This window comes from Aquibacillus rhizosphaerae (assembly GCF_030282825.1).
Classification (GTDB): Bacteria; Bacillota; Bacilli; order Bacillales; family Amphibacillaceae; genus Aquibacillus_C; species Aquibacillus_C rhizosphaerae.
The window spans coordinates 108,251-133,461 of sequence record NZ_JASTZU010000027.1 but is presented as its reverse complement, the minus strand read 5'-3'; the positions used below and the strand labels follow the sequence as shown (position 1 = coordinate 133,461).

The window sequence follows — 25,211 nt, the reverse complement described above, 5'->3', positions numbered from 1 at the left end:
AAAACAAGGAGCTCAGGGTTAGAGCTCCTTGTTTTATCTTATATTTCTTTTACTGCTTCCCAATAGTGAACTAATGTTTCCATACCCTTATGGAAATTTTCTAATGGAAAACTTTCATTTGGTGAATGTAAACGATCTTCAGGAGTTCCAAATCCTAAAAGTACAACTGGCATATGGTAAATCGAATCAATCCATTCTACTACAGGGATGGACCCTCCCATTCGAACAAATACTGATTCTTTACCAAAAGCCTTTGTATAGCTACTCGCTGCTTTTTTGATTAAAGGATGATTCGGATCTACTTTGTATGCCTTAGCGGAAAGCGGCTCTCTTTTGATATCTAGAGTAACTCCAGACAATACGTTGTTTTCTAAATGGGATACTAATAAATCTTGAATACGATTTGGTTCTTGACCTGGAACAAGTCGACAAGTTAATTTTGCAGTTGCCGATGATGGAATAATTGTTTTTGTTCCTTCCCCCTGATAACCACCAAATAAACCATTAATCTCTAATGTTGGTCGTGCCATTGTATGTTCTTTTGCAGTATAACCTTGCTCAGAAACTGTTTCTTTAACTCCAGTAGATTTAGAATAGTCTTCACCTGGCACCTCTTTTATCAGCTGACGTTCCTCTTGTTCCAAGTCTTCGACACCATCATAAAATCCTGCTACTTGAATGACTTCATTATCATCTTTCAAAGATGATAATAAATGAGCCATCGCCATCGCAGGGTTTCTTACAGCACCGCCATAAATACCAGAATGGAGGTCACTAGAAGGTCCTGTTAACGTAAATTCAAGGCCCGTAAAACCCTTTAGTCCATAAAGAATAGTAGGTTGTCCACTGTCAACCATCCCCGAGTCAGAAATAACAGCAAAATCCGCTTCGAACTGTTCTTTTTTCTCCTCTAAAATTTCATATAAATTTTCACTACCAATTTCTTCTTCCCCTTCAACACAAACCTTTACATTAATTGGTAATTTTCCTTCTGTTTTCATAAAAGCTTCAAACACGGCCAAATGCATAAACACTTGACCTTTATCATCGCTAGAACCACGTGCATATAACCGTCCATCTCGAATTTCCGGTTGAAACGGTTCACTATCCCATAATTCTATAGGATCAGCAGGTTGCACATCATAGTGGCCATAAAAAAGAACTGTAGGCGCATCATTACCTGCACCTTTCCATTCACCGTAAACAAGCGGATGACCTTTTGTTTGTTGGACTTCTACTGTTTCAAAACCTATTTCAGTTAAATAATCTGCAACAAAATTGGCAGCAGCCCCAACATCCTTTTTGTGGATACTATCTGTACTCACACTTGGTATAGAGAGGAATGCAGCCAACTTTTTCAATAGAATTTCATTATTTTCTTGCAAATATGTAAGAGCTTTTTCACTCATAATGTCCTCATCCTTTATATGTTTTATTTTGACCTATTGTATCATATTGTACTCCTTTTCCACTGAAACAAAGCAACTTATCTAGTAAGAAAAGCGCAAGCGCCATGCTCACCCTAGGACAATTAAAACGAACATGTATGTGGGGCTCTTTACCATTGACTTAGGACCTCGAGGAGGGAGGCGCTAAAGCTAAACACCTCCGAATTTTAATGCTTTCTTAGCTTTTAAAAACAAACAAACAGTAATCTCCACTGAAAAGATTACTGTTTTCTTTATACCTTACTAATGGATATGTCTAATTTTTAGAATTATTTGTTTAACAGATGCTTAAAATAAAAATTATTCAGCAAAAACAATGTGCCATTCTTCTTTTCGATCAAGCATACGAGAAGCTATTTCTTTCGCTCCCTCTAAACTATGGTTAGCTGCCCATCCACATTGAACTTCATTACAAGCAGGTACCTCATCAGCTTCCAGAACATCTTGTAACGTTTTAGCTAATGCTTCTATAATTGCTTCAAAGCTATCGTTATTTAAAATAGCAAGGTAAAAACCTGTTTGACAGCCCATCGGTCCAATGTCCAAAACATTATCAATATGATTACGAATGTTTTCCGCCATCAGGTGTTCAATGGAATGTAAACCAGGCATATCCATATGCTCTTTATTTGGCTGACAGAAGCGAACATCGTATTTATAAACCTTATCACCACTTTGGCCTGTTGTGACACCAACTAATCGTACATAAGGTGCTTTTACTTTTGTATGATCTAAGTTGAAACTTTCTACATTCATTTTTTCAACCATTTCGTCCACTCCCTAAAAATTATACTAATCAGAATTGGGCTAATAATATCACATTAAATGATCGGTATCAATTTATAAAAATAAAGCGAGAGCAAAATATGCTCTCGCTTTACAAATTACCTAGCCTGTGGAAATACGCGTTCAATCATTTCTCCAAATTGTTGAAAAAATCCTTCTATAGGTTGATCATTATTAACGTTATCTGCATAATTATTTGTTAAATTAACAAAATCTGGGTTCGTTGATACGTAAACATTTTCAATATCATTATTTACATCTTTAACGGCACGAGAAATTCGTTTTTCAATTTGATCACTTACATTATCACCATTACCACCATTTTGAGCGTTTTTTCCATTATTATCTGTAGTTCTGTCTAACTCCACTGCTACATATGCATTGTTGTCGGTTGTTAACACATATGCTGAACCTACCTCATCTACCTGTTCAGTAATACGCTCTGCTGCATCATCTGCTACTTCAAAATTGTTTTCGTCGTTACGCGTTGTATTACCATTATTATTGGTTTGAGTGTTACGATCATTAATATTTGCTTGGTTATTTATATTTCGATTATTTACACCGTCACGTCTCAAATCGTTTTCTCTAACTGCCCCGTCGTAAGCACCTCGGTTTGCTCCATAGTTATCAATTCCGTTACGTGGGTTTCTAGTTTCATTATTAGTCATATATTCACCATGATTTTCCGTTGGAAAATCAGTGGCGTTATTAAATCTTGTCTGTTGTACACCATCATTTAATCCTTGACCAGTCTCGTTGCCGTTATTACCACAAGCTGTTAAGGCTAACGTTGATGTCGCCACAACAGTTAAACAAGCAGATTTCCAGTTCATTGGCTACTCCTCCTTTATAGAGTCAGTAATAGTATGCTACCTTGTTTTTTTCCTTATACGGTCTCAAAAAAACCAATGTTTGGATTAGTGATATTTAACAACTATTATAATTGCGCATAACAAATTATTTTTAAAGAACACTTAAGTAATACAAGGCATATATAATTTAATGAGTGCCTTCATGTGAGAACAATGTATGTTCCTTTAATTCACGTTAAGTTATGGAACGAAAACCAAAAAACTAACTATTTACAAACGACTTCTTTGGGCATATTAAAAATAACCCTTTCAGAAAGGGGAGTGTTTATGTATATCCCGGATTATGACAAAGCTTTATATTTCACCTTATGGGGACAATGGGATGACTTACTTGTCCTAATGGTACGAACCAATGATGATATGTTATCAAAAAAAATAGAAGTATTCTTACATGCTTTCCATTATAATTCAAATGAGCAGCAAGTAATGACCAGTCATGAGGAATTGCTACACTACATCGATCATGCAATGGGCCAAACGCCTGCTGCAGCTATGATGGAAGTATAATTATAATAAAAAGGGGGGTTATCCTGGATACCCCCCTTTTTACTTATTGCTATTTAATTGGTTTTACCTCTGTCTCGATGTTGTTATATTTCACTTCAAACAAATCTCTTCGTCGGTCACGTAATTGCCTAACTGTTCCTGATCTTCTTTGTCTCCGTAAAATTTCTAAGTCCACATCACCAACAACGACTGTCTCAATGTTAGGATGACATTCTCCAATAATACCATCCCTAGCAAATTCAAAATCGGACGGGGTAAAAATTCCTGATTGAGCATACTGAATATCCATATTTTCCACTTGGGTTAGGTTACCTACAGTACCTGCAATAACCGTATACACTTGATTTTCGACAGCACGTGCTTGTGCACAATATCTTACACGTAAATAACCTTGACGGTCATCGGTACAGAAAGGAACAAAGATTATATTTGCTCCTTGATCAACTGCATAGCGAGCTAATTCAGGAAATTGGATATCATAGCAAATTTGAATTGCAATTTTACCACAATCCGTATCAAATACTTTTACCGTATCACCTGGTTGAATTCCCCACCATTTTCTTTCATTTGGCGTTACATGAATCTTATATTGCTTCTCAATGGTTCCATCGCGCCTAAATAAATAAGCTATATTATAAATATGGTCCTCTTCTTCTACAAAGTGTGACCCACCAATAATATTGACGTTATACTTTACTGCTAAATTGGTGAAAAGTTCAATATAATCTTCTGTATATTCTGCTAGCCTTCGAACAGATTGGGAAGGAACCTTCTCGTCTAAGAATGACATTAATTGTGTTGTGAATATTTCTGGAAATACTGCAAAATCAGATCCAAAATCATAAGCAACATCTACATAATATTCTACTTGCTTGGCAAATTCATCAAACGATTCAATATTTTTCATCATATATTGAATCACAGTGATTCTTACTGGAAATGCCGTTTTAAAATGACGTTTCGATTTTGCACGATAGTCAATATTGTTCCATTCCATTAATGTCGCGTATTTTAATGATTGACGATCATCTGGTAAGTATCCAGGATTTATACGCATTATTGTAAATCCGTTCATTATTTGAAAAGTTAATACAGGATCAAATATATTTTGAGACGTGACTTCTTCCACGTACTCTCTTGGGGATAACTCTGCTTCATACTTATGATAATTAGGAATTCTACCACCTATAATAATACTTTTCAGGTTAAGTTCTCTAGCCAACTCTTTTCTCGCTTCATAAAGTCTTTTACCTATTTTCATCCCACGAAATTCAGAATCTACCATTACTTCAATCCCATATAGATTATATCCCTCTGGATTATGGTTTGTTATATAACCCTCATCTGTGATGTCATCCCATGTGTGTTTGTCATCATACTCATCAAAGTTAACAATTAAACTGGAACAACTACCTATAATTTCACCATCATATTCTACACAAAATTGTCCTTCAGGAAATTGGTCTAAATGACTTTCTAAATGCTCTCGTTTCCAAGGTTCCATGTTAGGAAAACAAACTTTTTGCATTTGTATAAGCTGATCTATATCTTCCGTTGTAATATTTCTTACTTCAAGTTTTTTTTCAAAATTCGACAAGTCTAATTTCTTTGACATTCTTTGATCGATCCTTTCATGTTTATTTCGCTGTAGTTATTAGTCTTTCCAATAGCTTCTGTGATTTTACAGCTTCATTAAAACCATAACTATTCGATTTTGGTCAGTTTGGATGCTTCTAATGAAGTGATGGACACAATCCTAAAAGCCTTATTTAAAATTGTATCCTGGATCCAGGAATCGATGTTTTTATGCTATCAACTTCTAGTGTATTCATATGCATCACTCTTATAATAGAGTTCTTAAGTAAAAAAGAAACCAATTGGTAGAGCGTACTAGTGGAACTATGAACAAAGAATGTATCACTTTAGTCTGCTAAGGGATACCAAACTCTTTTAAAACTATTCATTCTATATTGTCTACAAATTCTGTCTTTTTTGTGTTAGGTGAAAATACTCCTATTAAACCAACCATACTAACACAGGTTTTCTTTTCAAAGTAACTCTTCTACATTGATTTACTAAATCTAATTGTACTTGATGATGGAAAGTTCAACAAACAATTGCATCTTTTTAGAAGATATTACTTAATTATGCATAGCGAAAAAATTAATTTTGTCAATACAATATCATTAAAAAGTCTGTTCTCTAATAGAGTATTAATGGTTAAAAATCTATAAATGTCCTACAAGAGCCAAAAACGTCTGCAATTAATTTGCAGACGTTTTTTCCTTTTTCCCTTTGCTATTTTTATCACCATTCAATTTCTTCTCAAGCCCCGGTGGGATTTTATCATTTGCTCTATTTTCCATCACTTGATCGATTTTTTCATCAATAGATTTTCCAGGTGAATCAACAACTTTTTCCTTTTTATCAATGAGCACATCTTCGACCTTTAAACTATCTTCTTCTATGACCTCCGTTTGCATTTGAACTTCAGTAGGCTTACTTGGGAGCTCAGTTTGGTTATTGTCAATCGTATCTGTTGCTTCATTATGATTATAAAAAGATTGAATAAGTTCTTCTTCTTTTCGATTCATGTTTTCTTTTTCACTTAGAGTCACCTCTTCCGCTTCCAAGGAAGATGCCATTATTTTATTCATAGAAGTTTTACTCTTCTGGGCTTGTTTGCGAATTTCCTCTGGAATGACAAATGTAGCTATTTCAAAATCACTATTAGAATCGTCTATAAAATAGTTATCAAGTACTTTTGTCACATTGTTATTGCTTTTAGGCTTTTCCAAATAACTTACACCTATAATGACTGTGTTTGCATCTACATTCTTATCTTGTTCTCTAATAGTATTTATTATAATATCCGTGGCATTTTCTATAGATTCCCCTTCAAGAGAACTTAGATTAAATAGCATATCTTCAGCATCCTGATTTAATGGGTAAACACCCTGTACAACCATATTTTCATCTAATTCCAATTCCAAGCTCGGATTGATATCTATACTTACAAATGCGTACGCACTAGGTTCATCGTACCAAGCATATAGTGGCAAGGTCAAAATCATTAATACCATAACCATAGCTATGATATTCACTTTATGTTTCAGTTTCTGTTGTAAAAAAAACACCGTATGAAACCGACCTTTGTCTTGTAATTGGAAGTTAACCTCTTCTCCTAATTCTACGTTCTTTATTGGTTTAATTTTGTTAAAACGACCATTACGATCTAACACAATTGTATAACGATGACGCTGTTTAACGACGATCCCCTTTTTCACATTCCGACCCCTTTCAGGTAATCTTTTAAGTAAACATAGTCACCGCTTAAGATTATAAAAATAACTAGAATATATTTCCTGTTTCTTTCAAGCGTTTTTTTACTTACATTTACAAGATTAACTAATAATTTTATTGGGACTTTTTTCTTCTTAATTACATAATCTCTTAGTTGCTCATCATCATATAAAACACGTGCAACCTTAATCGCGGAAGCTCTTGCATCATTGTGCTTAGGGGAAATAATCGTTAACTCTTCAAACGATATTTTATATTCTTTCAATTGATTACTAAGCTGAACAATCTCCGCTTTCCGATGCCATTGATCATTCTCGTATTGATATAAATTCGTTGCAGCTTTGATTTGGGTTGGATTCTCCATTTGCTCTTCATCGTTAGATTCGTCGAGTGACAATGTCGCATATTTATTACTTTCTTTTCGAATGTAATCGATAACCTTTCTTTTGATAACAAGACTTGCAAAGGATAAAAATGAACTACCTCTATCAAACGAATACGAATTCATTGCTTCATTAAAAGCTGATAAACCAACACTAAACTCATCATCTCTCGTTGGACTGATATATCTTTTACATACTTGAGATACATTTTTAGCGATAAATGGCTGATAAATTTTCAATAAGTAATTTTGTATTTCGTGATCGCCTTGTTGAACTAATTCCACTTGTTGTTCTAAAGAAATGTAATCATTTTTTGGCTGGCATTCCATAGCTTTTGCCACCACCAATACTATAAATTTCGTAACTTCTATTGTTTTTTTGTCTGCACAAAACAATTTGTTTTATTTTTAACATATTTATATATAATTTCTTCAATTTACTCATTTGGGTTCTCCATCTTAATCATAATTAATAATAAGTACAATCATATATCAACTCTTTCTTTATATCTATTTGTTTTCGTTAACAATTTATTAAAAAGTTATATCAAAAATTAGTACTTAATGACCACTTTGTTAACGTAGTTTAAAATATTTGTCAGGTTTTGTATCAGAAAAGAAACCAATGAGTAATTAATCTTACTCATTGGTTTCTATACTAGATATCACGGTATATGACATTTACTTCTTCCCTATTAATCATTTGTATCTTGACTTTGATAGTAATAATCGATGGGAACAGCTAAACCTACTTTCCCATGTGTATCATGATTTAATGTAGCAAAAATGACACCAATTACTTCCCCATCACTATTGATAACAGGACTTCCGCTATTTCCTCGATATACTGGTGCTTGTAACATAAGCACTTGTTTATCCCAACTTTCAAGCTGAGTATATCCTAAAATTTCTCCCTCATTAGCAATACCATTGAATCTTAAAGGATTTCCAATAAAATAAATGTGTTCATTCTCGTTGAATGTTGTTTCTTTAGCCAAATTCAGGTGTGGAAGTTCTTCCCCATCTACTTGTAATACTGCTAAATCAATATCTGGATATGCATGAACAACTTCTGCAGCAAATAAACCTTGGTCCGGATAAGCTACCATTATATTGCTTTCATCCTCAATAACATGATGATTAGTAATGATTACACCATCAGCAGCAATGGAGAATCCTGTCCCCTTACTGTTACCAGCCTCTATTACAACAACTGACTCCTGATACGTATCAATAGTTGGATCCGAAACTAGTTTTGCTGATGTAACCAGGAAATCGATTGCCGGAATCGAATATGTTTGAGGAATAATCGCAATAACATTTATAAACATGGCTACTGCGATAGACCAAAAGGCCCATTTAGGAAATGGTCGCTTTACTTCTTTCCTTTCCTTTGCATCTGCCTCTTTTTGGTGAGCTTTTTTTTGTTCCATTTCAATTATTACAAGGAGCTCTTCTTCATCAATCTCTTCATATAAATCTTCGTCAATAATATCCTCATGAAAATTATCTGATTTGCTCATATACTCACCTCAAGTGCACAGAATTAAGCCTACAACAATGATTACTAACAAAATATATTATCTTAATCAATTTCATAATACCAATTTTGTCGTCACCTACAACAATATATAGTTGGATAAAACTATTTCCAAACTAAATATTGTCTTAGATGACTGAATAAGGTAATTATGAAATTGACTCAACTAACTGCTATTTTAATTTTACCTTGTTGCATTTGGTACATATTGTAATAAATACCTTTTTCTCTTATCAACTGGTGATGATTACCTTGTTCTTTAATTATACCATGATCCAAAACAAAAATATGATCTGCTTGTTGTATAGTAGAAAGTCGATGAGCAATCACTAATGTTGTCCTTCCATCTTTAATTACCTCTAGTGCTCGTTGAATCATGGATTCTGTTTCCGTGTCGATATTAGCTGTTGCTTCATCTAAAATCAGAATTGCTGGATTAAATGCTAATGCTCTAGCGAAAGATATTAATTGTCTTTCTCCCATTGACAATGTACTAGCACCTTCATTTACAGGTTCATCATAACCTTTAGGGAGTTTCGCTATAAAGCGATCTGCTCCCACTGATTCTAAAGCTTTAATCGCCATTTCCCGGGAAATATCTTGGTCATTCATGGTTACATTCGACAAAATCGTTCCGCTAAATAAAAATGGATCTTGTAAAACAATCCCCATATGACTTCTAACTTGTTGTCTCGACAATGTTTGAGTATCTATTCCGTCAATCATTATTCTACCTTTTTGTGGATCATAGAAACGAAATAAAAGATTCATTATTGAGCTTTTTCCCGAACCAGTATGGCCGACAAATGCGGCTGTTTTACCAGGAGAGATATTAAAATGAATATCCTTTAAAACAAAGTCTTCATCATTATAAGCAAAGGATACAGAGTCGAAAATAACATGCCCATCATACCGTTTAATTGGTTCGTTACGTCTTTCTTCTCCTTCGTGATCAATCAGTTCGAATACTCTGCTTGATGCAACTCGCGCTTGTTCCAACAGGGGTAATTGATTGACAATGTCATTAACTGGACCAAATAAACGGTTTAAATAATCTACAAAGGCATACAAAACCCCTGCACTTACAACACTTTCTATACCAAGTGACGAAGAACCAAAATACCATATCAATCCGACAAAAGCCAAATTTCTTAATACCGTCACCAAGTTATGAGATGTTAATGCACTTAACTTAACTAATTTCCGTTGGTATAAAAAATGTCTTTCATTTAATATCTCAAATTCACTTTTCACTTGTTTTTCTTTGCTAAAAGCTTGAATGATGGACATTCCCCGAATAGATTCATTAATATTGCCGTTTATTTCACTAATTGTCGATCGAATTACCGTATTGTATTTAGTCCCAAAATATTTATATAGTTTCATCCAATAGTAAACAATCGGAATTAATAATAGACAGAATACAGCCAATCGGGCATCTAATAGAAATAGTGCCACATAAATCCCTGCCATATATATGATACTAGTTATAAAGATAGATAATACTCTTTCATATAAGTCTCTAACGGCTTCTGTATCATTTGTTATTCTAGCTACTATTTTTCCGGCCGGTCTATCAACATAATAATTGATTGGTACTTTTTGCGTGTGATGAAAAACATCATTTCTCATTTTTTGCACGATACGATTAGATGCTTTTTGCAACAGAAAGGTTTTACCAAATTGAAAAGCTGCCGCAATGAGTAATAATAGGACATAAATGACCAACAAGTACACAATCGGGCGTTGTTCCGGTTTGAAAAATTGATAAAGCTGATTAAGTGATAATTTTTCAGGAGAATAACGTTTGTTTAGCTCAGGTGTTTGTATTATTAATTCACCATTACTTATGGTTCTTGTACCAGATAGGGGAACCGCTTCATTTACCCAATAAAAGTCTCTATTAACTTGTAATAGGGTTCCCTCTCCAATCTTTTTATCATCAGCATCAAATCTATCTGACCTTTTGTAAAAGTTACGTTTATAAACAACTGTTTCTTTATCTGCATTCTCCCCGACTTGATACCAGGTCGATTCAATTCCTGTTATGTGTTCATCGATGATACGTTTAGCGATAAAAGGCCCAGCTAATTCAAGTGACACTGCGATTAGCAAACAAATTAATCCAATAAAAATAGTTTTTTTATAGAACATGGCATACGCAAACAGTCTTTTTTCAGTGGATTTCATTAAGAGACCTCCCCCTGCTCTACTACCTGTTGTAATTTATATTGTCTGCTGTACCAGCCATTAGTATCTATTAAATCCTGGTGTGGGCCCATTTCAATAACCTTCCCCTCATGCAAAACAACAATCGTGTCAGCGTGCTGTACTGCTGACATTCGATGAGCGGTAATAAAGGTGGTTTTACCTTGGCGATCATTTTTTAGATGGTTAATAATCATTGCTTCCGTCTTCCCATCAACTGCTGACAAGGCATCATCTAGGAGAAGAATTTCTGGATCTTTTATAAACGCACGGGCCAAGGCAACCCGTTGTTTCTGTCCTCCCGACAAGGTGACTCCGCTCTCCCCTACTTTTGTATCTAGACCTTGAGGTAAGTTGTTAATATCATCTAAAAACGATGCCATTTCCATTACGCGATTTATTTCCTTATCTGTCGCATTTGTTCTCCCAAATTGGATGTTCTCTCGGATTGTTTTTGAAAACATCACTTGGTCTTGAGGAACATAACCAATCCAAGCTCGGGTTTGATCAATCGAAAATTCTTCAATTGGTACTCCTGAAATTGTTAACGTACCTTTTCGGCCTGGATACTCTCTTAATAGTTGTTTTAATAAAGTGGTTTTACCTGCGCCTGTTTTGCCAACAATACCGATTGTTTGTCCTTTAAGTACTTCCAAGTTAACATTAGTTAGACTCTGTACTTCACTTCCAGGATAAGTAAAGCTGAGTGTTTTAAATATTATATTGTTTGGGGAAAGAATAGATTTTGCATGTTTATCATATTTAGGTTGATCCAAATCATTCGGATAGGTTAATGTTTCATTGACACGATCTAAGGAAGCATTTCCTCGTTGCAATACATTAATTAATTCTCCAACAGCAAACATTGGCCAAATTAACATTCCTAAATATACATTGAAAGAAACAAGCTCACCTAAAGTAATGGCATTTTGAAATACGAGCGTCGTTCCGTATCCTAAGCCAATTGTATAGGATAACCCTACTAGAATTTTCATCGTTGGCTCAAACAGCGCATCAACTTTAGCTACCTCTAAGTTTTTTTGATACACATCCTCTGTCATATCATTAAATCGTTTTTCATCCTGGGTTTCTTGCACATATGCTCGAATCACTCTCACGCCACGTATGGATTCTAAAACCTCATTATTCATATCACTAAATGAAGCTTGCGCCTTCATAAACCGTTCGTGAATGATACTTCCATACTTATGCATGACAATTGCCATAATTGGTAGTGGAATTAATGCTACTAAAGTTAACTTCCAACTAATTGTAAATCCCATAACTACAATAATCATAAACATAAAGATACTAGAATCAACTAGCGTTAATATTCCAAAACCTGTCGTCGTAGCAATTGCTTTTAAGTCATTGGTTGACTTGGCCATCAAATCCCCTGTCCGAAACTTACTATAAAAAGTTGGTGTCATGCGTAAAAAGTGATGCATTAATCGTGTACGCATTAATTTCTCCATAATAGCGGCGCCACCAAACAGGGTGTAATCCCACAAAAAAGAAATCGTATAACTTAGGAATATAAGTGCCCCATAGAGCAATAGTAAATCTATAATTCTTTCCATTGTTAAGGTGTCAAATTGTATCTCATCTATCGCCATTCCCACTAATTTAGGTGGTATAATATCAATAAAACTAGCAACAATTAATGCTAAAATAGCAAACGTGTACCTTTTCCAATATTGTTTGAAAAACCAATCTAATTTTTTAAAAATCATAAACATATCCGTCACCTACCTATTTATTTAACTAACCGCTTTCCTTCCACTCTTCCATTAAAACCTCTGCTTTCTTTTTTATAATCATTCATGTTTCTCCTTTCTATTATTTACTAATTTTGTTTTGAAACGATCAATACCATTCGATCAATGATTGGGCTATTTTTCTTAAAGGTAATTACAAATACTAATTTATATCGCTTCATAAATTCTGTAAAAAACCAGTCAATCTTTCTGAATATTATAAACACAAACCTCACCTACTTATTCCATGAATTAAATTGTTATCCGCTCTCTCTCCATGCTTTCATAAACCAATGCTTTCTCATTTGCTTCATCATCGTTACCTCTCTCCTTCCAACTTTTTATTAGTTTTATTTCTAAAACGAATCATCGAAATAAAACCTAATTTATAGAAACTGGATAGTATCCAGACTTCGCTGAATTAAATTACATTTTTTTCCTTTTAATAACAAAAAAACGCACACGTCCCTAGACGTATGCGCTTCTTTAAAAAAGAATAGAAAAAGGCCACGGACAAATAGTCGTGACCTTAACAGTTATAAATAAAAACAAATAGTTTAATTATAGTAAGTTGCTCTTCTGAAGGTCACTTCACATATTAAGTTAGCTGAATGATTTACTACATGTACTTTTTTCATTTTCGTGACCTCCTTTCGATTTTTTAATGCGTTTTTATTATATTATGAAAATTTTGGTAAGTCAACATAATTTTTACTTTACTGTATGCATTTTAGGCTCATAAACTGTGATTACTATTCATTATCTGATATTATTATTTTAAGTTCTTTAAAAGGAGATGTAGTTATGTACTTAGATGAATTAATTGAATATAATAAGGCATTTGCTAAGGAACAAAAATATGTTCCATTTGAGACAGACAAGTTTCCGGACAAGCGAATCATTATTTTTAGCTGTATGGATACCCGATTGGTAGAACTTTTACCAAATGCATTAAACATTAAAAATGGAGATGCAAAAATCGTTAAAAATGCAGGAGCTATCATTAAAAACCCATTTGGGAGTATTATGCGAAGTTTATTGGTAGCTGTCTATGAACTTCAGGCAGATGAAATCTTAGTAATTGGGCATCACGACTGTGGAATGAAAGGCTTTAATGGTAAACAACTTATCGAAAAAGCCCAACAAAGAGGTGTTAAACAGGATACAATCAAAACACTAGAATACGCCGGAATTGATGTGGAAGATTGGTTACAAGGATTTGACAGCGTGGAAGAATCTGTTCAGCATAGTGTAAATGTCATTCGCAATCACCCTTTATTACCTGAAAGTGTCCCTGTTCACGGTCTTGTTATTGATCCAAATACGGGACAATTAGATGTCATTCAAAAGGGATATTAGAATAAAAACCTCCTACTCTTGGAGGTTTTTGTTTATTTTAAGCCTTAAAAACACCTTCTCTCGCCTTCATCAAATCCAACTAATTCCTATCTAGAAAAATTAAAAACATTATTCCACTTCAATTATCACATATTTTCACTTTAATTCTCCCATACTAAAGATAGAACTGTGCATATGTGGAGGGAAATTCTTGAATAAGCGACCACGTCCATTTCAGAAAAACAATAATGAGGGCAGTTTCCCTTTGTCCATTGAGAAGTTAAAACAAAAAATAAGAGATCACTTACACGATGAAGCAGACCTTACGTTTAAACAATTAGACGTACAGAATAAAAAAATAGTAGTATTTTATATTTCCCATTTGGTTGATAAAACTAGCTTAAATGAAAGCTTACTCACACCTTTAATATATGGACAAGAAGAATCGACTGCATCAAACCTAATAAATAATTTACCGTTAGGCAATGCAAAACAGCAGGATAAAGTAGAAGATGTATGCAATGAATTAATCAGCGGTTCTGTTGGAATCTATATCGAAAATGAAAAACAAGTTACCACTTTTATACTATTGAAAATGCACCAAAGACCGATAGAAAAGCCCGAAAGAGAATCGATTGTTATCGGTCCACAAACTTCATTTACGGAATCAATAGATATTAATTTAAACGTTGTCCGCTCTAACATCCATTCAACTGAATTAGTAGCCGAAAAATTTACAATTGGTGAGCGTTTACCAACAGAAGTACGTCTTGTCTATTTAAAGTCACTTGCCAATGATGAAGATGTTCAAACGATGCGACAACGACTGAATGATTTAAAAGTAGATGATATAGAGGACAGTTCTGTTCTCGCGCAATATATAGAGGATTCATCGTTATCAGTTTTCCCACAATTTTACTTAACAGAGCGGGTTGATCGTTTTTCCTACGGGGTAAGTAAAGGTAAAGTTGGTGTATTAACAGATGGTAGTCCTGAAGGAATAGTTGCACCAAGCACCTTTTTTAGTTTTTTTGAATCAACAGAAGATGTCTATTTTCGATGGAACGTTGCAACATTTTTCCGTATGCTTCGGTTCATCGCAATGTTTATTTCGTTTATAATGACCCCGGTTTATGTCGCTGTTGTTACATTCCATTATGAAGTACTACCCACTAATTTATTAGTTACGCTTGGGGAATCACGATCTAAAGTGCCTTTTCCACCGATAATGGAAGTATTGTTTTTAGAATTAATCATTGAATTACTTCGCGAAGCAGGGGCAAGGCTACCCACTAAAGTAGGACAAACCATTGGTATCGTTGGTGGGATTGTCTTAGGTCAAGCAGCTGTTGAAGCCGGTCTTACAAGTAACGTCTTGATTATTGTAATTGCAATGAGTGCATTAGCATCTTTTACAACACCAAGCTATCTTATGGGTTCTGCGATTCGAGTAATTCGTTATCCGCTAATCATTCTGGCCGGAATGTTTGGAATTATTGGCGTAACATTTGGATTATCACTTTTGATTATTCATTTATTGAGAATATCATCACTAGGTCGCCCCTATTTCTTACCAGTTTATCCATTTGTATATAAAGATTTAGATAATGCGTTGTTCCGGTTACCTTTTGGAGTGGGAAATAAACGTGCTTTATCCTACCGCTTAAAGGATGACATGCGTTATAAGGAGAAAAAATCAACAAAGAAAAAAGATATAGATGATTTGGAGGGATAGGATGGATGTCAATATAACTATTAGGCCGGGCCTACGTGTGAAAGCTTTCTATTTGTTTTTCATCATATCTAGCATCCAAACCGGAACGGGGATTATGAGTACACCTCGGTATATCTTTAAGGAAGCTAAACAAGATGCTTGGATATCTGTTATCATTGCAGGATTATGCATGCATCTTATCATTTTCGTCATGTTTGCTATACTTAAAAAATATAAAAACACAGATATTTTTGGTATTCAAACAGATCTTTTCGGAAAATGGATTAGTAGAGTGCTCGGTACAATTTTTATTATTTATTTATTTAGTAGTCTAGTGTCTATTTTGATTAATTACATTCAAGTTGTTCAAGTTTTTATATATCCAATGTTGTCTCCCTGGCTGCTAAGCATCATGATATTATCTATCGTTACTTATGCAGTGCTTGGTGGTCTAAGAGTAGCAGTTGGGGTTACGTTCACCTTCTTTATCCTGACATTATGGTTAATTTTTTTTCTTTATAAACCAATGACCTTAATGGATTTCGGTCATTTTAAACCGATGTTTGAAGCTACACCAATGGAGTTATTAAAAGGTGCTAGAGCAACCACTTACTCTTTTCTTGGTTTGGAAATTCTTTTCTTCTTATATCCCTTTATTGATAATAAAAAAAAGGCTCAACTACCTACTCAGTTAGGAATCGTGATGACTACATTTCTTGTTCTGTTAGTCACCTTTATCTCCATAGGTTTTTTTGGCGGTGATTTATTGGAGCGTTCGATTTGGCCTGTATTAATCTTGTATAAATTAATTGAATATGCCGTCATTGAAAGGTTCGACTTAATTATTGTGACTCAATGGATGATGGTTATTGTGCCGAATATGATATTAATTACCTGGATGATTTCTTACGGACTAAAACGTATGTACCAGTTACCTCAAAAGAAGGCGGTCTATGGTGTTGTATTCTTATTATTTATTTGTGGCGGATTAATTAGAGATCAATTTACAATCCAATTAATTATCGACTATGTTGCACAAGTTGGCTTTTGGATTGTATTTATTTACCCTTTTGTTCTGTATCCACTAGTAATTATTAAAAAGAAAATGAATAAAAACAGGGGGAATCATAGTTGAAAAAAAGGTCGCTTATAGTGCTTATGCTAACACTGTTAGTTGGATGCGCTCCTCCAAAACAAATTGAAACACTTGGGATTGTAAGCAGCTATGGAGCAGATTTACTTCATGAAGATAAAGCTTTAGACAACACATTTCTCTACAAACAATTTGATCCAGACATCCCAGAAGCGATTCAAGCCGTTGAAAGTCAAGCTAATACCTATGAAGGCGCACTAGACACAGCTAACTTAAAAACAAATTATAAACTCGTTACTGGACAAATACGGGTTAAAGTTTTTGGGAAAGAGCTTGCAGAAACCGGGATTATGCGTGTGCTAAGCCCGCATTTCAAAAATGCTGAGGAGCCAGCTAGTTTATATTTACTAGTTAGTGAAACGACAGCACGAGAAGTCCTAACAATTGATACGTCCATTGATTTAAGCAAGTACCTTTACAACTTAATTGATAATAATCAGAAGCGGGAGATTCTCCCTGAGAGTGATTTCTTTGATTTTGTTCATAAATATGAGGACATAGGCATTGATCCGATACAACCTTTGGTAACTATTGAAAAACAAAAGCCTGTAATTGAAAGCATTGCTCTATTTCAAAACGATGTATATGTTGATTCATTATCACCAAAACAAACATTCTTAGTTAAGTTAATGACTGAAAGCTTTAAAGCAGGTAAACAAGAAATGTCTTTATCCAAACAACCCTTTGAAGAATTTATCGAGGAAGATGAAGATAAGCACAAGGATGAAGAGTTTCATTTCGTATTAAGTGAAATCAGGAGTAAATCCAAGATATTACTAAATGACAAAAAAAATCTTTCATACGACGTCAATATTTCGTTAGATGCTCGACTAATGGAATTATCTGTTCCATTGCTTATTAAAGATGAGAAGGTATTAAAAAAACTAGAAAAACAAATTGAAGATAATTTTAAAGAACAATTACAAGAGGTAATGGATAAGACGAAAGAACTGAATGTAGACCCAATGGGGTTTGGAACCACCTATAATCAAGAAACACGGAATAATGAATTAACAGAGGAAAAATGGCGTGAAATGTATCCCAATATTGACGTTAATTTTAATATAGATGTAAATATAATTAGACATGGAATCTTTGACTAGATAAGTACCCTATAGTTTACATATATAGGGTACTCTTTACTGTCTAATTCTCAATCCAGTCGTGATAAGTTTTATTTATGTTTATAAGCTGGAAGTTTTCTCTCATAAAAAAAATATGAAATGCCTCGTAACAAAGATGAGAATAAAGCAATAATACCAATCAAATCTCCTATAGCACCTAAACTATTCGTAAAAAACATCCACAGAGCAAGTCCAAGCATAATAACTGATCTAATATTACCAGACACACCATTGATTGGTGTCCAAAAACCCCAAAAAGTTTTCGTTTCTGTTTCTATCTCATTGAAACATACATAATGATAAGATCTTACTCGTAACATGTTTGTTGCAGTAACGAGTTGATCCCTATTTTCAATTTCTTTATAGCAATATCTACAAATGCTTGGATTCATTATTCTTTTCCCTTCATCAAGCTTTTATATCTATTATATCAATTCAATCTACAGCTACAAAATCCCTTGGTATATCTACTAATTAAAACTATTGTACAGGAGTAGTTAACAAAATCCAAAGAATTGTTTCATGTAACCAGTTTCCTATACGTAGTACGAATAGGATTTATTCCACTAGCATTTTTAAAATGGTAAATAGTTTTTTCGAAAAGGTAGTAGCTCTTGGTAATTTGGCAAAATCAATTAAGTAGGATAGAATTATGAAAGTAGAAGTGTTCATTAAACATTTCTACTTTCTTTAGATAAGTATAGTAAAGATGAAGGTGATTATATCAAATTACAACAATGTACAACATGTAATAAGCAGTTTACTTGGAAACAAATTCTAAAGTCATTATTTTTAGGAAATCAACCGATGAAATGTGAAAATTGTGGTACTGTTTATCGGATTAGTAATAGCTCCAAATACATTTCTGTTTTCTTCATTCTTGGCCTTGCTTTTATTTTACTACTAATCGAACTTCCTACAAACATTCGATTTTCCATACTTTTATTCGCTTATGTTATATTTTTATTGATTTTTCCATTTATAGCTACCTATAATCGACAGAAAAAATAAAAAGGATAACAGGTCGTAAACCTGATATCCTTTTTATTTTCTTACCTCTTTGATTACTTTTATAACTTTATCCTTCGCCTCAAAGCTTTCATAGCGCCGCATATTTTCAAGCATATCTTGCTTTTTATTTTTTAGGTTTAATAGTTCTTTTACTAAACTTTCTTTTGTTAATTCTTCTTCTTCCAATACATTGGCATAGCCCTGTTTCTTAAAAGAATTTGCATTTAGAATTTGGTCACCCCTACTCGCGTTTCGTGACAACGGAATAAGCAACATTGGTTTTTTTAATGCTAGAAATTCAAAAATAGCGTTAGAACCTGCTCTAGATAATATAAAATCAGTTGCAGCTAACAAATCACTTAACTCTTCATTTACATACTCAAACTGTGCATATCCTGGTGCTTTAACAGCTTCATCAACATTGCCTTTTCCGCATATATGGATGATTTGAAATTCATCTAATAAAGTAGTCAACTGAGAGCGGACAGCATTATTAATTTTCTGAGCACCACCACTCCCACCCATAATAAGTAGCACCGGTTTTTCATTATGTAAGTTAGCAATCTGCAGTCCTTTTTTCTTACTACCTTGAAATAACTCATTTCGCACTACAGCACCTATCCACTCGGCCTTTTTTTCTGGTAAATGTTGCATCGTTTCAGGGAATGTAGCTAATATTTTTTTGGCAAATGGAATTGCTAATTTATTTGCTAGTCCGGGTGTATAGTCCGATTCGTGAATAATAGCCGGTATACCTCTCATTTTAGCAGCTGCAAGTACAGGAACAGAAACAAATCCACCTTTTGAAAAAATAACAGTTGGCTTCTTCTTTCCCAATATTCGGTAAGCTTGCATCGTTCCTTTAAGAACCTTAAACGGATCTTTTAAATTCTCTAACGATAAATATCTTCGTAACTTACCTGTTGAAATTGGGTGATAGGTTACATTTTCTAATCTTGCAATCAGTTCTCTTTCAATTCCATTTTTAGAACCTATATAGTCAATTTCCCAACCTTCTTTTTGAAAGTTTGGGATGATAGCTAAATTAACAATAACGTGTCCAGCAGTTCCTCCGCCTGTAAACAAAATTCGTTTCTCACTCATGTATGTGTTACGCCCTTTCTATATATCCCGCCTTAATAAGTTCTATTGCGCCCAAGCGTGATTTTTTTATCATAAGTTCTTTCATATAAATAAACACTAAAACTGTGTTATAATCCTATAACCCTCTTTATCCTAATCCAATTTAATTAAAAAAGGAAGAGTTACATGTATGAAACTAACACAAACAAACAAAAAATCAAATTATTCTTAGTTATCCTTATACCTATCTTAATAACACAACTAAGCATGTATGCTATGAATTTTTTTGATACGGTTATGTCAGGAAATGCTGGAGCCGGCGAATTAGCTGGAGTCGCAATTGGTTCAAGTCTATGGGTACCAATATCAACTGGTATAAACGGCATTCTAATGGCACTATCACCTATAGTTGCTCAAATGGTGGGAGCAAAAAAAGAACAAGATATACCTAAAACTGTCCAGCAAGGTATTTATCTTTCTATTGGCTTAGGATTAGTTGTATCCATTATCGGATTTTTATTCATAGAGCCCATTTTAAGTTTCATGGATTTAGAATCTCATGTTCGTTATGTAGCAAAGTATTATCTTATTACGATTGGAATTGGAATTATTCCTCTTTTTATTTTCAACTTACTTCGTTGTTATATTGATGCATTAGGGCAAACAAGAATGTCTATGTTTATTATCCTATTATCTTTACCACTTAATATCATATTTAATTATGTTTTTATTTTTGGAAAATTAGGATTTCCAGCATTAGGAGGAATAGGTGCAGGTCTTGCCTCAGCATTAACCTATTGGTTATGTTGTGGAATAACGATATTCGTTGTGTACAAGGTTAATCCTTTTAGAGCACACAAAATTTTCAGCAGTTGGACACCTCCATCTCTTCACGCATGGTGGGAACAATTAAGAATTGGAGTTCCGATTGGGTTTTCCATCTTTTTTGAAGTTAGCATTTTTTCAGCTGTAACCCTTTTTATGAGTGTGTATAATACATTTACAATTGCAGCCCATCAGGCCGCGATAAACTTTGCATCTTTTCTTTATATGATTCCATTAAGCATTGCTACGGCACTAACAATTGCGGTTGGTTATGAAATAGGAGCAAAACGCATTAATGATGCAAAAGCATATTCTTACATGGGGATTGCTTCTGGTGTTGTCATAGCCTTTCTAGCAGGATTTATACTTTACGCATTTGATGATCCTGTCGCTAAATTATATAACGCCAATCCTGAAGTAGTAGCACTGACAAAGAATTTTATTTTCTATGCGATTTTTTTTCAATTTGCTGATGCTTTTGGAGCACCTTTACAAGGGATATTACGAGGCTATAAAGATGTAAATATTACGTTTTGGATGTCCCTTGTATCCTATTGGTTAATTGGGCTTCCGAGCGGTTGGATACTTGCTAACTATGCAAGCTTTGGGCCATATGGTTACTGGATGGGATTAATAATAGGATTAAGTGCCGGAGCCATTACTTTATTTGGTCGGATGATTTATTTGCAGAATAAATTGTCTAAACAATTTAACAAAAAGATACTGAATCAATATTGATCCAGTATCTTTTGTGTTCCTATTTATTTAAATTTAAAACAATTAATCTTTCTTCTGTCATTTCTTTTATTGAATATTTCGGACCTTCTTTTCCGTTCCCGCTATCCTTAACTCCACCATATGGCATCAGGTCCACACGATATTGTGAGGCGTCGTTAATCATTAGACCACCCACTTCGATTTTACGAGCAGCATAAAATGCTCTATCCAAGTCTTGTGTGAAAATCCCACCTTGCAAGCCATATGGGGATTCATTAACTTCGTCAATACAGGTATCTAAATCATCAAAAGGTAATATGCTCACAACTGGTGCAAAAACCTCTTCACATACGACACGCATATCTTTTTTAACGTCAAACATTACGGTTGGTTGCATTACTGTACCTTTACGTTGGCCCCCTTGAAGAACAGTTGCGCCTTGATTAATCGCTTCATTTATCCAGTTTTCAGCTCTCTTTGCCTCTTGCTCCGCTATCATCGGACCAACATCAGTATCAGGATCATTTGGATCTCCAACTTTCAATCCTCTAACTTCGTCAACAAAACATTGCTGAAATTCACCGAGCACAGATTCATGAACATAAATCCGTTGTACAGAAATACAAACTTGACCTGCAAAAGCAAAGCTTTTTTGGGCTAATGTCTTAGCAGCTAATTCTACATCTGCATCTTTATCAACAATGACAGGTGAATTGTTCCCAAGTTCTAAGATTAATTTTTTCAACCCCGTATTCTGTTTTAATTTTAATCCGACTTCTGCACTTCCTGTGAATGTATATAAGTCAATACGCTCATCTTTCATCATTTGATTACCAACAGTTGATCCAGAACCAACAACAACATTAAATAACCCTGAGGGTAAGCCTGCCTGTTCAAAAATTTCTGCTAGTTTTAACGCAGAGATTGGCGTAGTACTAGCTGGCTTTAATATAACGGCATTGCCAGCTGCGATTGCCGGAGCTACTTTATGAGAAACAAGATTGAGCGGAAAATTAAATGGACTAATCGCTCCCACTACCCCTACAGGAACTTTAATCGTAAACGCCATACGATTTTCAGATCCCGGGGCAGCCTCTACTGGTACACCTTCCCCGTGAATCCGCTTGGCTTCTTCTGCAGCAACCTCAAAAGTTTGAGCAGACCGTTCAATTTCACTACTTGCTTGTTTTAATGGTTTTCCAGCTTCTTTTGTTATAACCAAAGCAAGTTCTTCTTTTCTCTCCATTAATAATTCCGATACACGTTTTAGGATTTCAAACCGTCTATATGGTGATAATTGTTCCTTTTTGTAAGCAACTCTAGCACTAGTAATCGCTTGATCCACTTCTTTTTCTCCAGCCTTATATACGCTTGCATACGTATCTTGGGTGTACTTATCTATTACTTCTAACTTTTCAGTTGTTTCTATCCAATTTCCATTTATGTAAAGCGGGTATTGTTTTGCCATAAATTACTTCCTCCCTTTTTCATCTCCTATCAACTATATTCCACGCATTCCTTTTTATAAACCTTTCTTCCCTACAACAGAAGTCTACAAAAAACCTAACAGAAAGAGGTCTCCTATACTAGGAGACCCTGGTTTTCCATTTTATAAAAATAGACCTGCCATCGTGGCAGAAAGGATAGACCCTAATGTTGCACCGATTAAAAGCTTTAGCCCAAATCGCGATACTGTTGCACCTTTTTCTGCATCAATTCCTTGCACAGTTCCAGCGATGATCCCAATCGAAGAAAAATTAGCAAAGCTCGTAAGAAAAACAGATACAATACCAACTGTTTTAAGAGATAGGGTGTCGACCAATGGTTGTAGTTCAAGCATGGCAACAAATTCATTCGTTACAATCTTTGTTCCCATTATTCCTCCTGCCTGAATCACCTCACTCGGAGCAATCCCCATTAATATACCAATTGGGGCAAAAATATAACCTAAAATTTGTTGAATGGTGGTACCAGCAAAAATAGCTTGAATAATCCAATTCACTAACTCTAAAGAAGCAATAAATGCAATTAACATAGCTGCGACAATCAGAGCAATCTTTCCACCATCTAGCGCGCCGTTTCCCATTGCTTCAAATATGCTTTTGGATGTTGATACTTCTTTTACATCTACATGGTCGTCCTTTTTATCCACTTTAACTGGTGCGATGATAGAAGCAACGATTAACGAACTGAACATATTTAATGGAAGTGCTACTAATACATATTCAGCAGGAAGCATTTGCATGTATGCACCGATAATGGATGCAGAAACAGATCCCATTGCTGAAGCACTTACAATGTATAATCGATTGTTTGATAAGTGTCGAAATTGTGATTTTATTGCAATTATTGCCTCAGATTGGCCAAAGAAAATACTATTTACCGCATTAAAAGATTCAACTTTTGGCAATCCAGTTATTTTTGAAATGAATCCACCTAAATAGCGAATCAAAGCAGGTAGAATTTTTAAGTATGTTAGTACAGATAAAAGAGTTGCAAAGAAAATTATGAGCAGTAACACATTAAAGAAAAATACATTACCACCTTCCATTAAGTCACCTACAACAAAACTTACACCTGCTGTACCAAATTCAATTAACTTATCAAAGCCATCAGCAATCCATCTAATAATACTACTTCCAATTGCTGTTTCAAACATAAACCAAGTGGTTATCACTTGGGCGATTAACATAATTATAATCCCCATATAATTGATGTTCTTCCGGTCATTTGACATTAAGTATGCAATACCCATGACAATTACAATTGCTAATAAGCCTAGAAGAATACTCAATTTTTATAATCCTCCTTTATTGTTTGTCTCTTTAACTAATTTCCCCACCAACCTTTATTTAATGCAAACAAAAAAGGCTGGAAACAGCCTTTTTTTAGGATTGAAACGAATTTGCAACTTCAACTAAATCTGATTTTGAAATGTTATTAGCATTATCTTCCTCCATTAGTGTACTGGATCGATAAGTCATTTTATATGTGATACCACTTTTCTCCCAATAGAGTACTTTAGCAAATGCATTATCTACATATATCCCTGTTATCTCATCCTCTAATGTCACAGATTCTGTATCTATCCATTCTTCATCAATATTACCGTCAATAAATTGAACGGATAACAGGTCATTATTTCTCGTATAAAAGCTTACGTCTAGAGCTTCCATATCAGTATCTTTTACAAAATATCGATCTGATATTAAAAAGTCTACTTCAATAGGTACATAGCTAGGTATTTCTGGTTGAAAGGACAGTTCATTTATGGCTGTTTTAACCTCACCTTTTTCATAGGAGTAAAAACCATCTGGTATTGTTTGATTGTTTTGACATCCTACTAAAACAAATAGTAGGGCGAGTGTCGAAATTATAAAAAAGTTATATTTTTTTGTCATTTTCTGTCCTCCTCACTCAATTAACATTTTACCATTATT

The 25,211-nt window shown here is 34.4% G+C and carries 21 protein-coding genes; 7 read left to right on the top strand and 14 right to left on the bottom strand.

Translation table 11 applies throughout. From position 1 onward, the window contains the following. Positions 1-38 precede the first annotated feature (38 nt). From QQS35_RS08235 to QQS35_RS08225, 3 genes are all read right to left on the bottom strand, one after another. The gene (locus tag QQS35_RS08235; protein WP_285931478.1) at positions 39-1,409 is read right to left on the bottom strand and encodes a dipeptidase; all 1,371 of its coding nucleotides are present in this window, start codon (positions 1,407-1,409) and stop codon (positions 39-41) included. Positions 1,410-1,748: 339 nt separating this feature from the next. Continuing rightward, complete coding sequence (locus tag QQS35_RS08230; protein ID WP_285931477.1) at positions 1,749-2,216, bottom strand: S-ribosylhomocysteine lyase; 468 nt, start codon at positions 2,214-2,216, stop codon at positions 1,749-1,751. A gap of 116 nt (positions 2,217-2,332) precedes the next feature. Next, complete coding sequence (locus tag QQS35_RS08225) at positions 2,333-3,070, bottom strand: YhcN/YlaJ family sporulation lipoprotein (protein ID WP_285931476.1); 738 nt, start codon at positions 3,068-3,070, stop codon at positions 2,333-2,335. 306 nt (positions 3,071-3,376) lie between these two features. Here QQS35_RS08225 and QQS35_RS08220 point away from each other — a divergent pair, with 306 nt between their 5' ends. Continuing rightward, positions 3,377-3,616 carry a YhdB family protein gene (locus tag QQS35_RS08220; protein WP_285931474.1) on the top strand — a complete coding sequence of 80 codons (240 nt, stop codon included), beginning with the start codon at positions 3,377-3,379 and terminating at the stop codon, positions 3,614-3,616. Between the two features lie 49 nt (positions 3,617-3,665). On the opposite strand, the gene QQS35_RS08215 is transcribed toward QQS35_RS08220, so the two are convergent. The 6 genes from QQS35_RS08215 to QQS35_RS08190 form a co-directional block, all read right to left on the bottom strand. Further along, a complete protein-coding gene (locus tag QQS35_RS08215) occupies positions 3,666-5,231 on the bottom strand; it encodes a bifunctional GNAT family N-acetyltransferase/carbon-nitrogen hydrolase family protein (RefSeq protein ID WP_285931473.1) in 1,566 nt (521 codons plus the stop codon). 649 nt (positions 5,232-5,880) lie between these two features. After that, positions 5,881-6,903 (bottom strand): anti-sigma-I factor RsgI family protein, encoded by a 1,023-nt coding sequence (locus QQS35_RS08210; RefSeq protein WP_285931472.1) that lies wholly within the window; start codon positions 6,901-6,903, stop codon positions 5,881-5,883. Next, complete coding sequence (gene sigI / locus QQS35_RS08205; RefSeq protein WP_285931470.1) at positions 6,900-7,631, bottom strand: RNA polymerase sigma-I factor; 732 nt, start codon at positions 7,629-7,631, stop codon at positions 6,900-6,902. The genes QQS35_RS08210 and sigI overlap by 4 nt, the downstream gene beginning before the upstream one ends. Before the next feature lie 365 nt (positions 7,632-7,996). Continuing rightward, on the bottom strand, positions 7,997-8,824 hold the full coding sequence (locus tag QQS35_RS08200; RefSeq protein WP_285931469.1) for a S1C family serine protease: 828 nt from the start codon (positions 8,822-8,824) through the stop codon (positions 7,997-7,999). 179 nt (positions 8,825-9,003) lie between these two features. Continuing rightward, positions 9,004-11,031, bottom strand: a complete 2,028-nt coding sequence (locus QQS35_RS08195) for an ABC transporter ATP-binding protein (protein ID WP_285931468.1) — start codon at positions 11,029-11,031, stop codon at positions 9,004-9,006. Then, the gene (locus tag QQS35_RS08190) at positions 11,031-12,788 is read right to left on the bottom strand and encodes an ABC transporter ATP-binding protein (protein WP_285931467.1); all 1,758 of its coding nucleotides are present in this window, start codon (positions 12,786-12,788) and stop codon (positions 11,031-11,033) included. The genes QQS35_RS08195 and QQS35_RS08190 overlap by 1 nt, the downstream gene beginning before the upstream one ends. Positions 12,789-13,610: 822 nt before the next feature. On the opposite strand from QQS35_RS08190, the gene QQS35_RS08185 reads away from it, so the two are divergent. From QQS35_RS08185 to QQS35_RS08170, 4 genes are all read left to right on the top strand, one after another. Continuing rightward, positions 13,611-14,165: a beta-class carbonic anhydrase gene (locus tag QQS35_RS08185; RefSeq protein ID WP_285931466.1), complete on the top strand. Its 555-nt coding sequence runs from the start codon at positions 13,611-13,613 to the stop codon at positions 14,163-14,165. A gap of 190 nt (positions 14,166-14,355) precedes the next feature. Next, positions 14,356-15,879, top strand: coding sequence for a spore germination protein (locus QQS35_RS08180; RefSeq protein WP_285931465.1), 1,524 nt, complete (start codon positions 14,356-14,358; stop codon positions 15,877-15,879). Between the two features lies 1 nt (position 15,880). Next, positions 15,881-16,993, top strand: a complete 1,113-nt coding sequence (locus tag QQS35_RS08175) for a GerAB/ArcD/ProY family transporter (RefSeq protein WP_285931463.1) — start codon at positions 15,881-15,883, stop codon at positions 16,991-16,993. Further along, complete coding sequence (locus tag QQS35_RS08170) at positions 16,990-18,114, top strand: Ger(x)C family spore germination protein (protein WP_285931462.1); 1,125 nt, start codon at positions 16,990-16,992, stop codon at positions 18,112-18,114. Before QQS35_RS08175 ends, QQS35_RS08170 begins: the two co-directional genes overlap by 4 nt. A 71-nt stretch (positions 18,115-18,185) precedes the next feature. On the opposite strand, the gene QQS35_RS08165 is transcribed toward QQS35_RS08170, so the two are convergent. Continuing rightward, positions 18,186-18,527, bottom strand: coding sequence for a hypothetical protein (locus QQS35_RS08165; RefSeq protein WP_285931461.1), 342 nt, complete (start codon positions 18,525-18,527; stop codon positions 18,186-18,188). 331 nt (positions 18,528-18,858) lie between these two features. On the opposite strand from QQS35_RS08165, the gene QQS35_RS22915 reads away from it, so the two are divergent. After that, on the top strand, positions 18,859-19,146 hold the full coding sequence (locus QQS35_RS22915) for a TIGR04104 family putative zinc finger protein (RefSeq protein ID WP_407933951.1): 288 nt from the start codon (positions 18,859-18,861) through the stop codon (positions 19,144-19,146). A gap of 33 nt (positions 19,147-19,179) precedes the next feature. Here QQS35_RS22915 and QQS35_RS08160 read toward each other — a convergent pair whose 3' ends face one another. Continuing rightward, a complete protein-coding gene (locus tag QQS35_RS08160; protein ID WP_285931460.1) occupies positions 19,180-20,250 on the bottom strand; it encodes an undecaprenyldiphospho-muramoylpentapeptide beta-N-acetylglucosaminyltransferase in 1,071 nt (356 codons plus the stop codon). A 165-nt stretch (positions 20,251-20,415) separates the two neighbouring features. On the opposite strand from QQS35_RS08160, the gene QQS35_RS08155 reads away from it, so the two are divergent. After that, entirely contained in the window at positions 20,416-21,792 is a 1,377-nt protein-coding gene (locus tag QQS35_RS08155; RefSeq protein ID WP_285931458.1) for an MATE family efflux transporter, read from the top strand. A gap of 19 nt (positions 21,793-21,811) precedes the next feature. Here the strand turns inward: QQS35_RS08155 and QQS35_RS08150 are convergent, their stop codons facing one another. The 3 genes from QQS35_RS08150 to QQS35_RS08140 form a co-directional block, all read right to left on the bottom strand. Beyond that, positions 21,812-23,239: an aldehyde dehydrogenase family protein gene (locus tag QQS35_RS08150; protein ID WP_285931456.1), complete on the bottom strand. Its 1,428-nt coding sequence runs from the start codon at positions 23,237-23,239 to the stop codon at positions 21,812-21,814. A 141-nt stretch (positions 23,240-23,380) separates the two neighbouring features. Continuing rightward, positions 23,381-24,565, bottom strand: a complete 1,185-nt coding sequence (locus tag QQS35_RS08145; RefSeq protein WP_285931454.1) for a NupC/NupG family nucleoside CNT transporter — start codon at positions 24,563-24,565, stop codon at positions 23,381-23,383. A 94-nt stretch (positions 24,566-24,659) separates the two neighbouring features. Continuing rightward, positions 24,660-25,172 carry a hypothetical protein gene (locus tag QQS35_RS08140; RefSeq protein ID WP_285931452.1) on the bottom strand — a complete coding sequence of 171 codons (513 nt, stop codon included), beginning with the start codon at positions 25,170-25,172 and terminating at the stop codon, positions 24,660-24,662. Positions 25,173-25,211: the final 39 nt, after the last annotated feature.

What these genes read in the sequence shown, in the direction of transcription:
- QQS35_RS08235 (WP_285931478.1), bottom strand. Translation starts at nt 1,409, where the DNA reads ATGAGTGAAAAAGCTCTTACATATTTGCAAGAAAATAATGAAATTCTA.
- QQS35_RS08230 (WP_285931477.1), bottom strand. Translation starts at nt 2,216, where the DNA reads ATGGTTGAAAAAATGAATGTAGAAAGTTTCAACTTAGATCATACAAAA.
- QQS35_RS08225 (WP_285931476.1), bottom strand. Translation starts at nt 3,070, where the DNA reads ATGAACTGGAAATCTGCTTGTTTAACTGTTGTGGCGACATCAACGTTA.
- QQS35_RS08220 (WP_285931474.1), top strand. Translation starts at nt 3,377, where the DNA reads ATGTATATCCCGGATTATGACAAAGCTTTATATTTCACCTTATGGGGA.
- QQS35_RS08215 (WP_285931473.1), bottom strand. Translation starts at nt 5,231, where the DNA reads ATGTCAAAGAAATTAGACTTGTCGAATTTTGAAAAAAAACTTGAAGTA.
- sigI (WP_285931470.1), bottom strand. Translation starts at nt 7,631, where the DNA reads ATGGAATGCCAGCCAAAAAATGATTACATTTCTTTAGAACAACAAGTG.
- QQS35_RS08200 (WP_285931469.1), bottom strand. Translation starts at nt 8,824, where the DNA reads ATGAGCAAATCAGATAATTTTCATGAGGATATTATTGACGAAGATTTA.
- QQS35_RS08195 (WP_285931468.1), bottom strand. Translation starts at nt 11,031, where the DNA reads ATGAAATCCACTGAAAAAAGACTGTTTGCGTATGCCATGTTCTATAAA.
- QQS35_RS08190 (WP_285931467.1), bottom strand. Translation starts at nt 12,788, where the DNA reads ATGTTTATGATTTTTAAAAAATTAGATTGGTTTTTCAAACAATATTGG.
- QQS35_RS08185 (WP_285931466.1), top strand. Translation starts at nt 13,611, where the DNA reads ATGTACTTAGATGAATTAATTGAATATAATAAGGCATTTGCTAAGGAA.
- QQS35_RS08175 (WP_285931463.1), top strand. Translation starts at nt 15,881, where the DNA reads ATGGATGTCAATATAACTATTAGGCCGGGCCTACGTGTGAAAGCTTTC.
- QQS35_RS08165 (WP_285931461.1), bottom strand. Translation starts at nt 18,527, where the DNA reads ATGAATCCAAGCATTTGTAGATATTGCTATAAAGAAATTGAAAATAGG.
- QQS35_RS08160 (WP_285931460.1), bottom strand. Translation starts at nt 20,250, where the DNA reads ATGAGTGAGAAACGAATTTTGTTTACAGGCGGAGGAACTGCTGGACAC.
- QQS35_RS08155 (WP_285931458.1), top strand. Translation starts at nt 20,416, where the DNA reads ATGTATGAAACTAACACAAACAAACAAAAAATCAAATTATTCTTAGTT.
- QQS35_RS08150 (WP_285931456.1), bottom strand. Translation starts at nt 23,239, where the DNA reads ATGGCAAAACAATACCCGCTTTACATAAATGGAAATTGGATAGAAACA.
- QQS35_RS08140 (WP_285931452.1), bottom strand. Translation starts at nt 25,172, where the DNA reads ATGACAAAAAAATATAACTTTTTTATAATTTCGACACTCGCCCTACTA.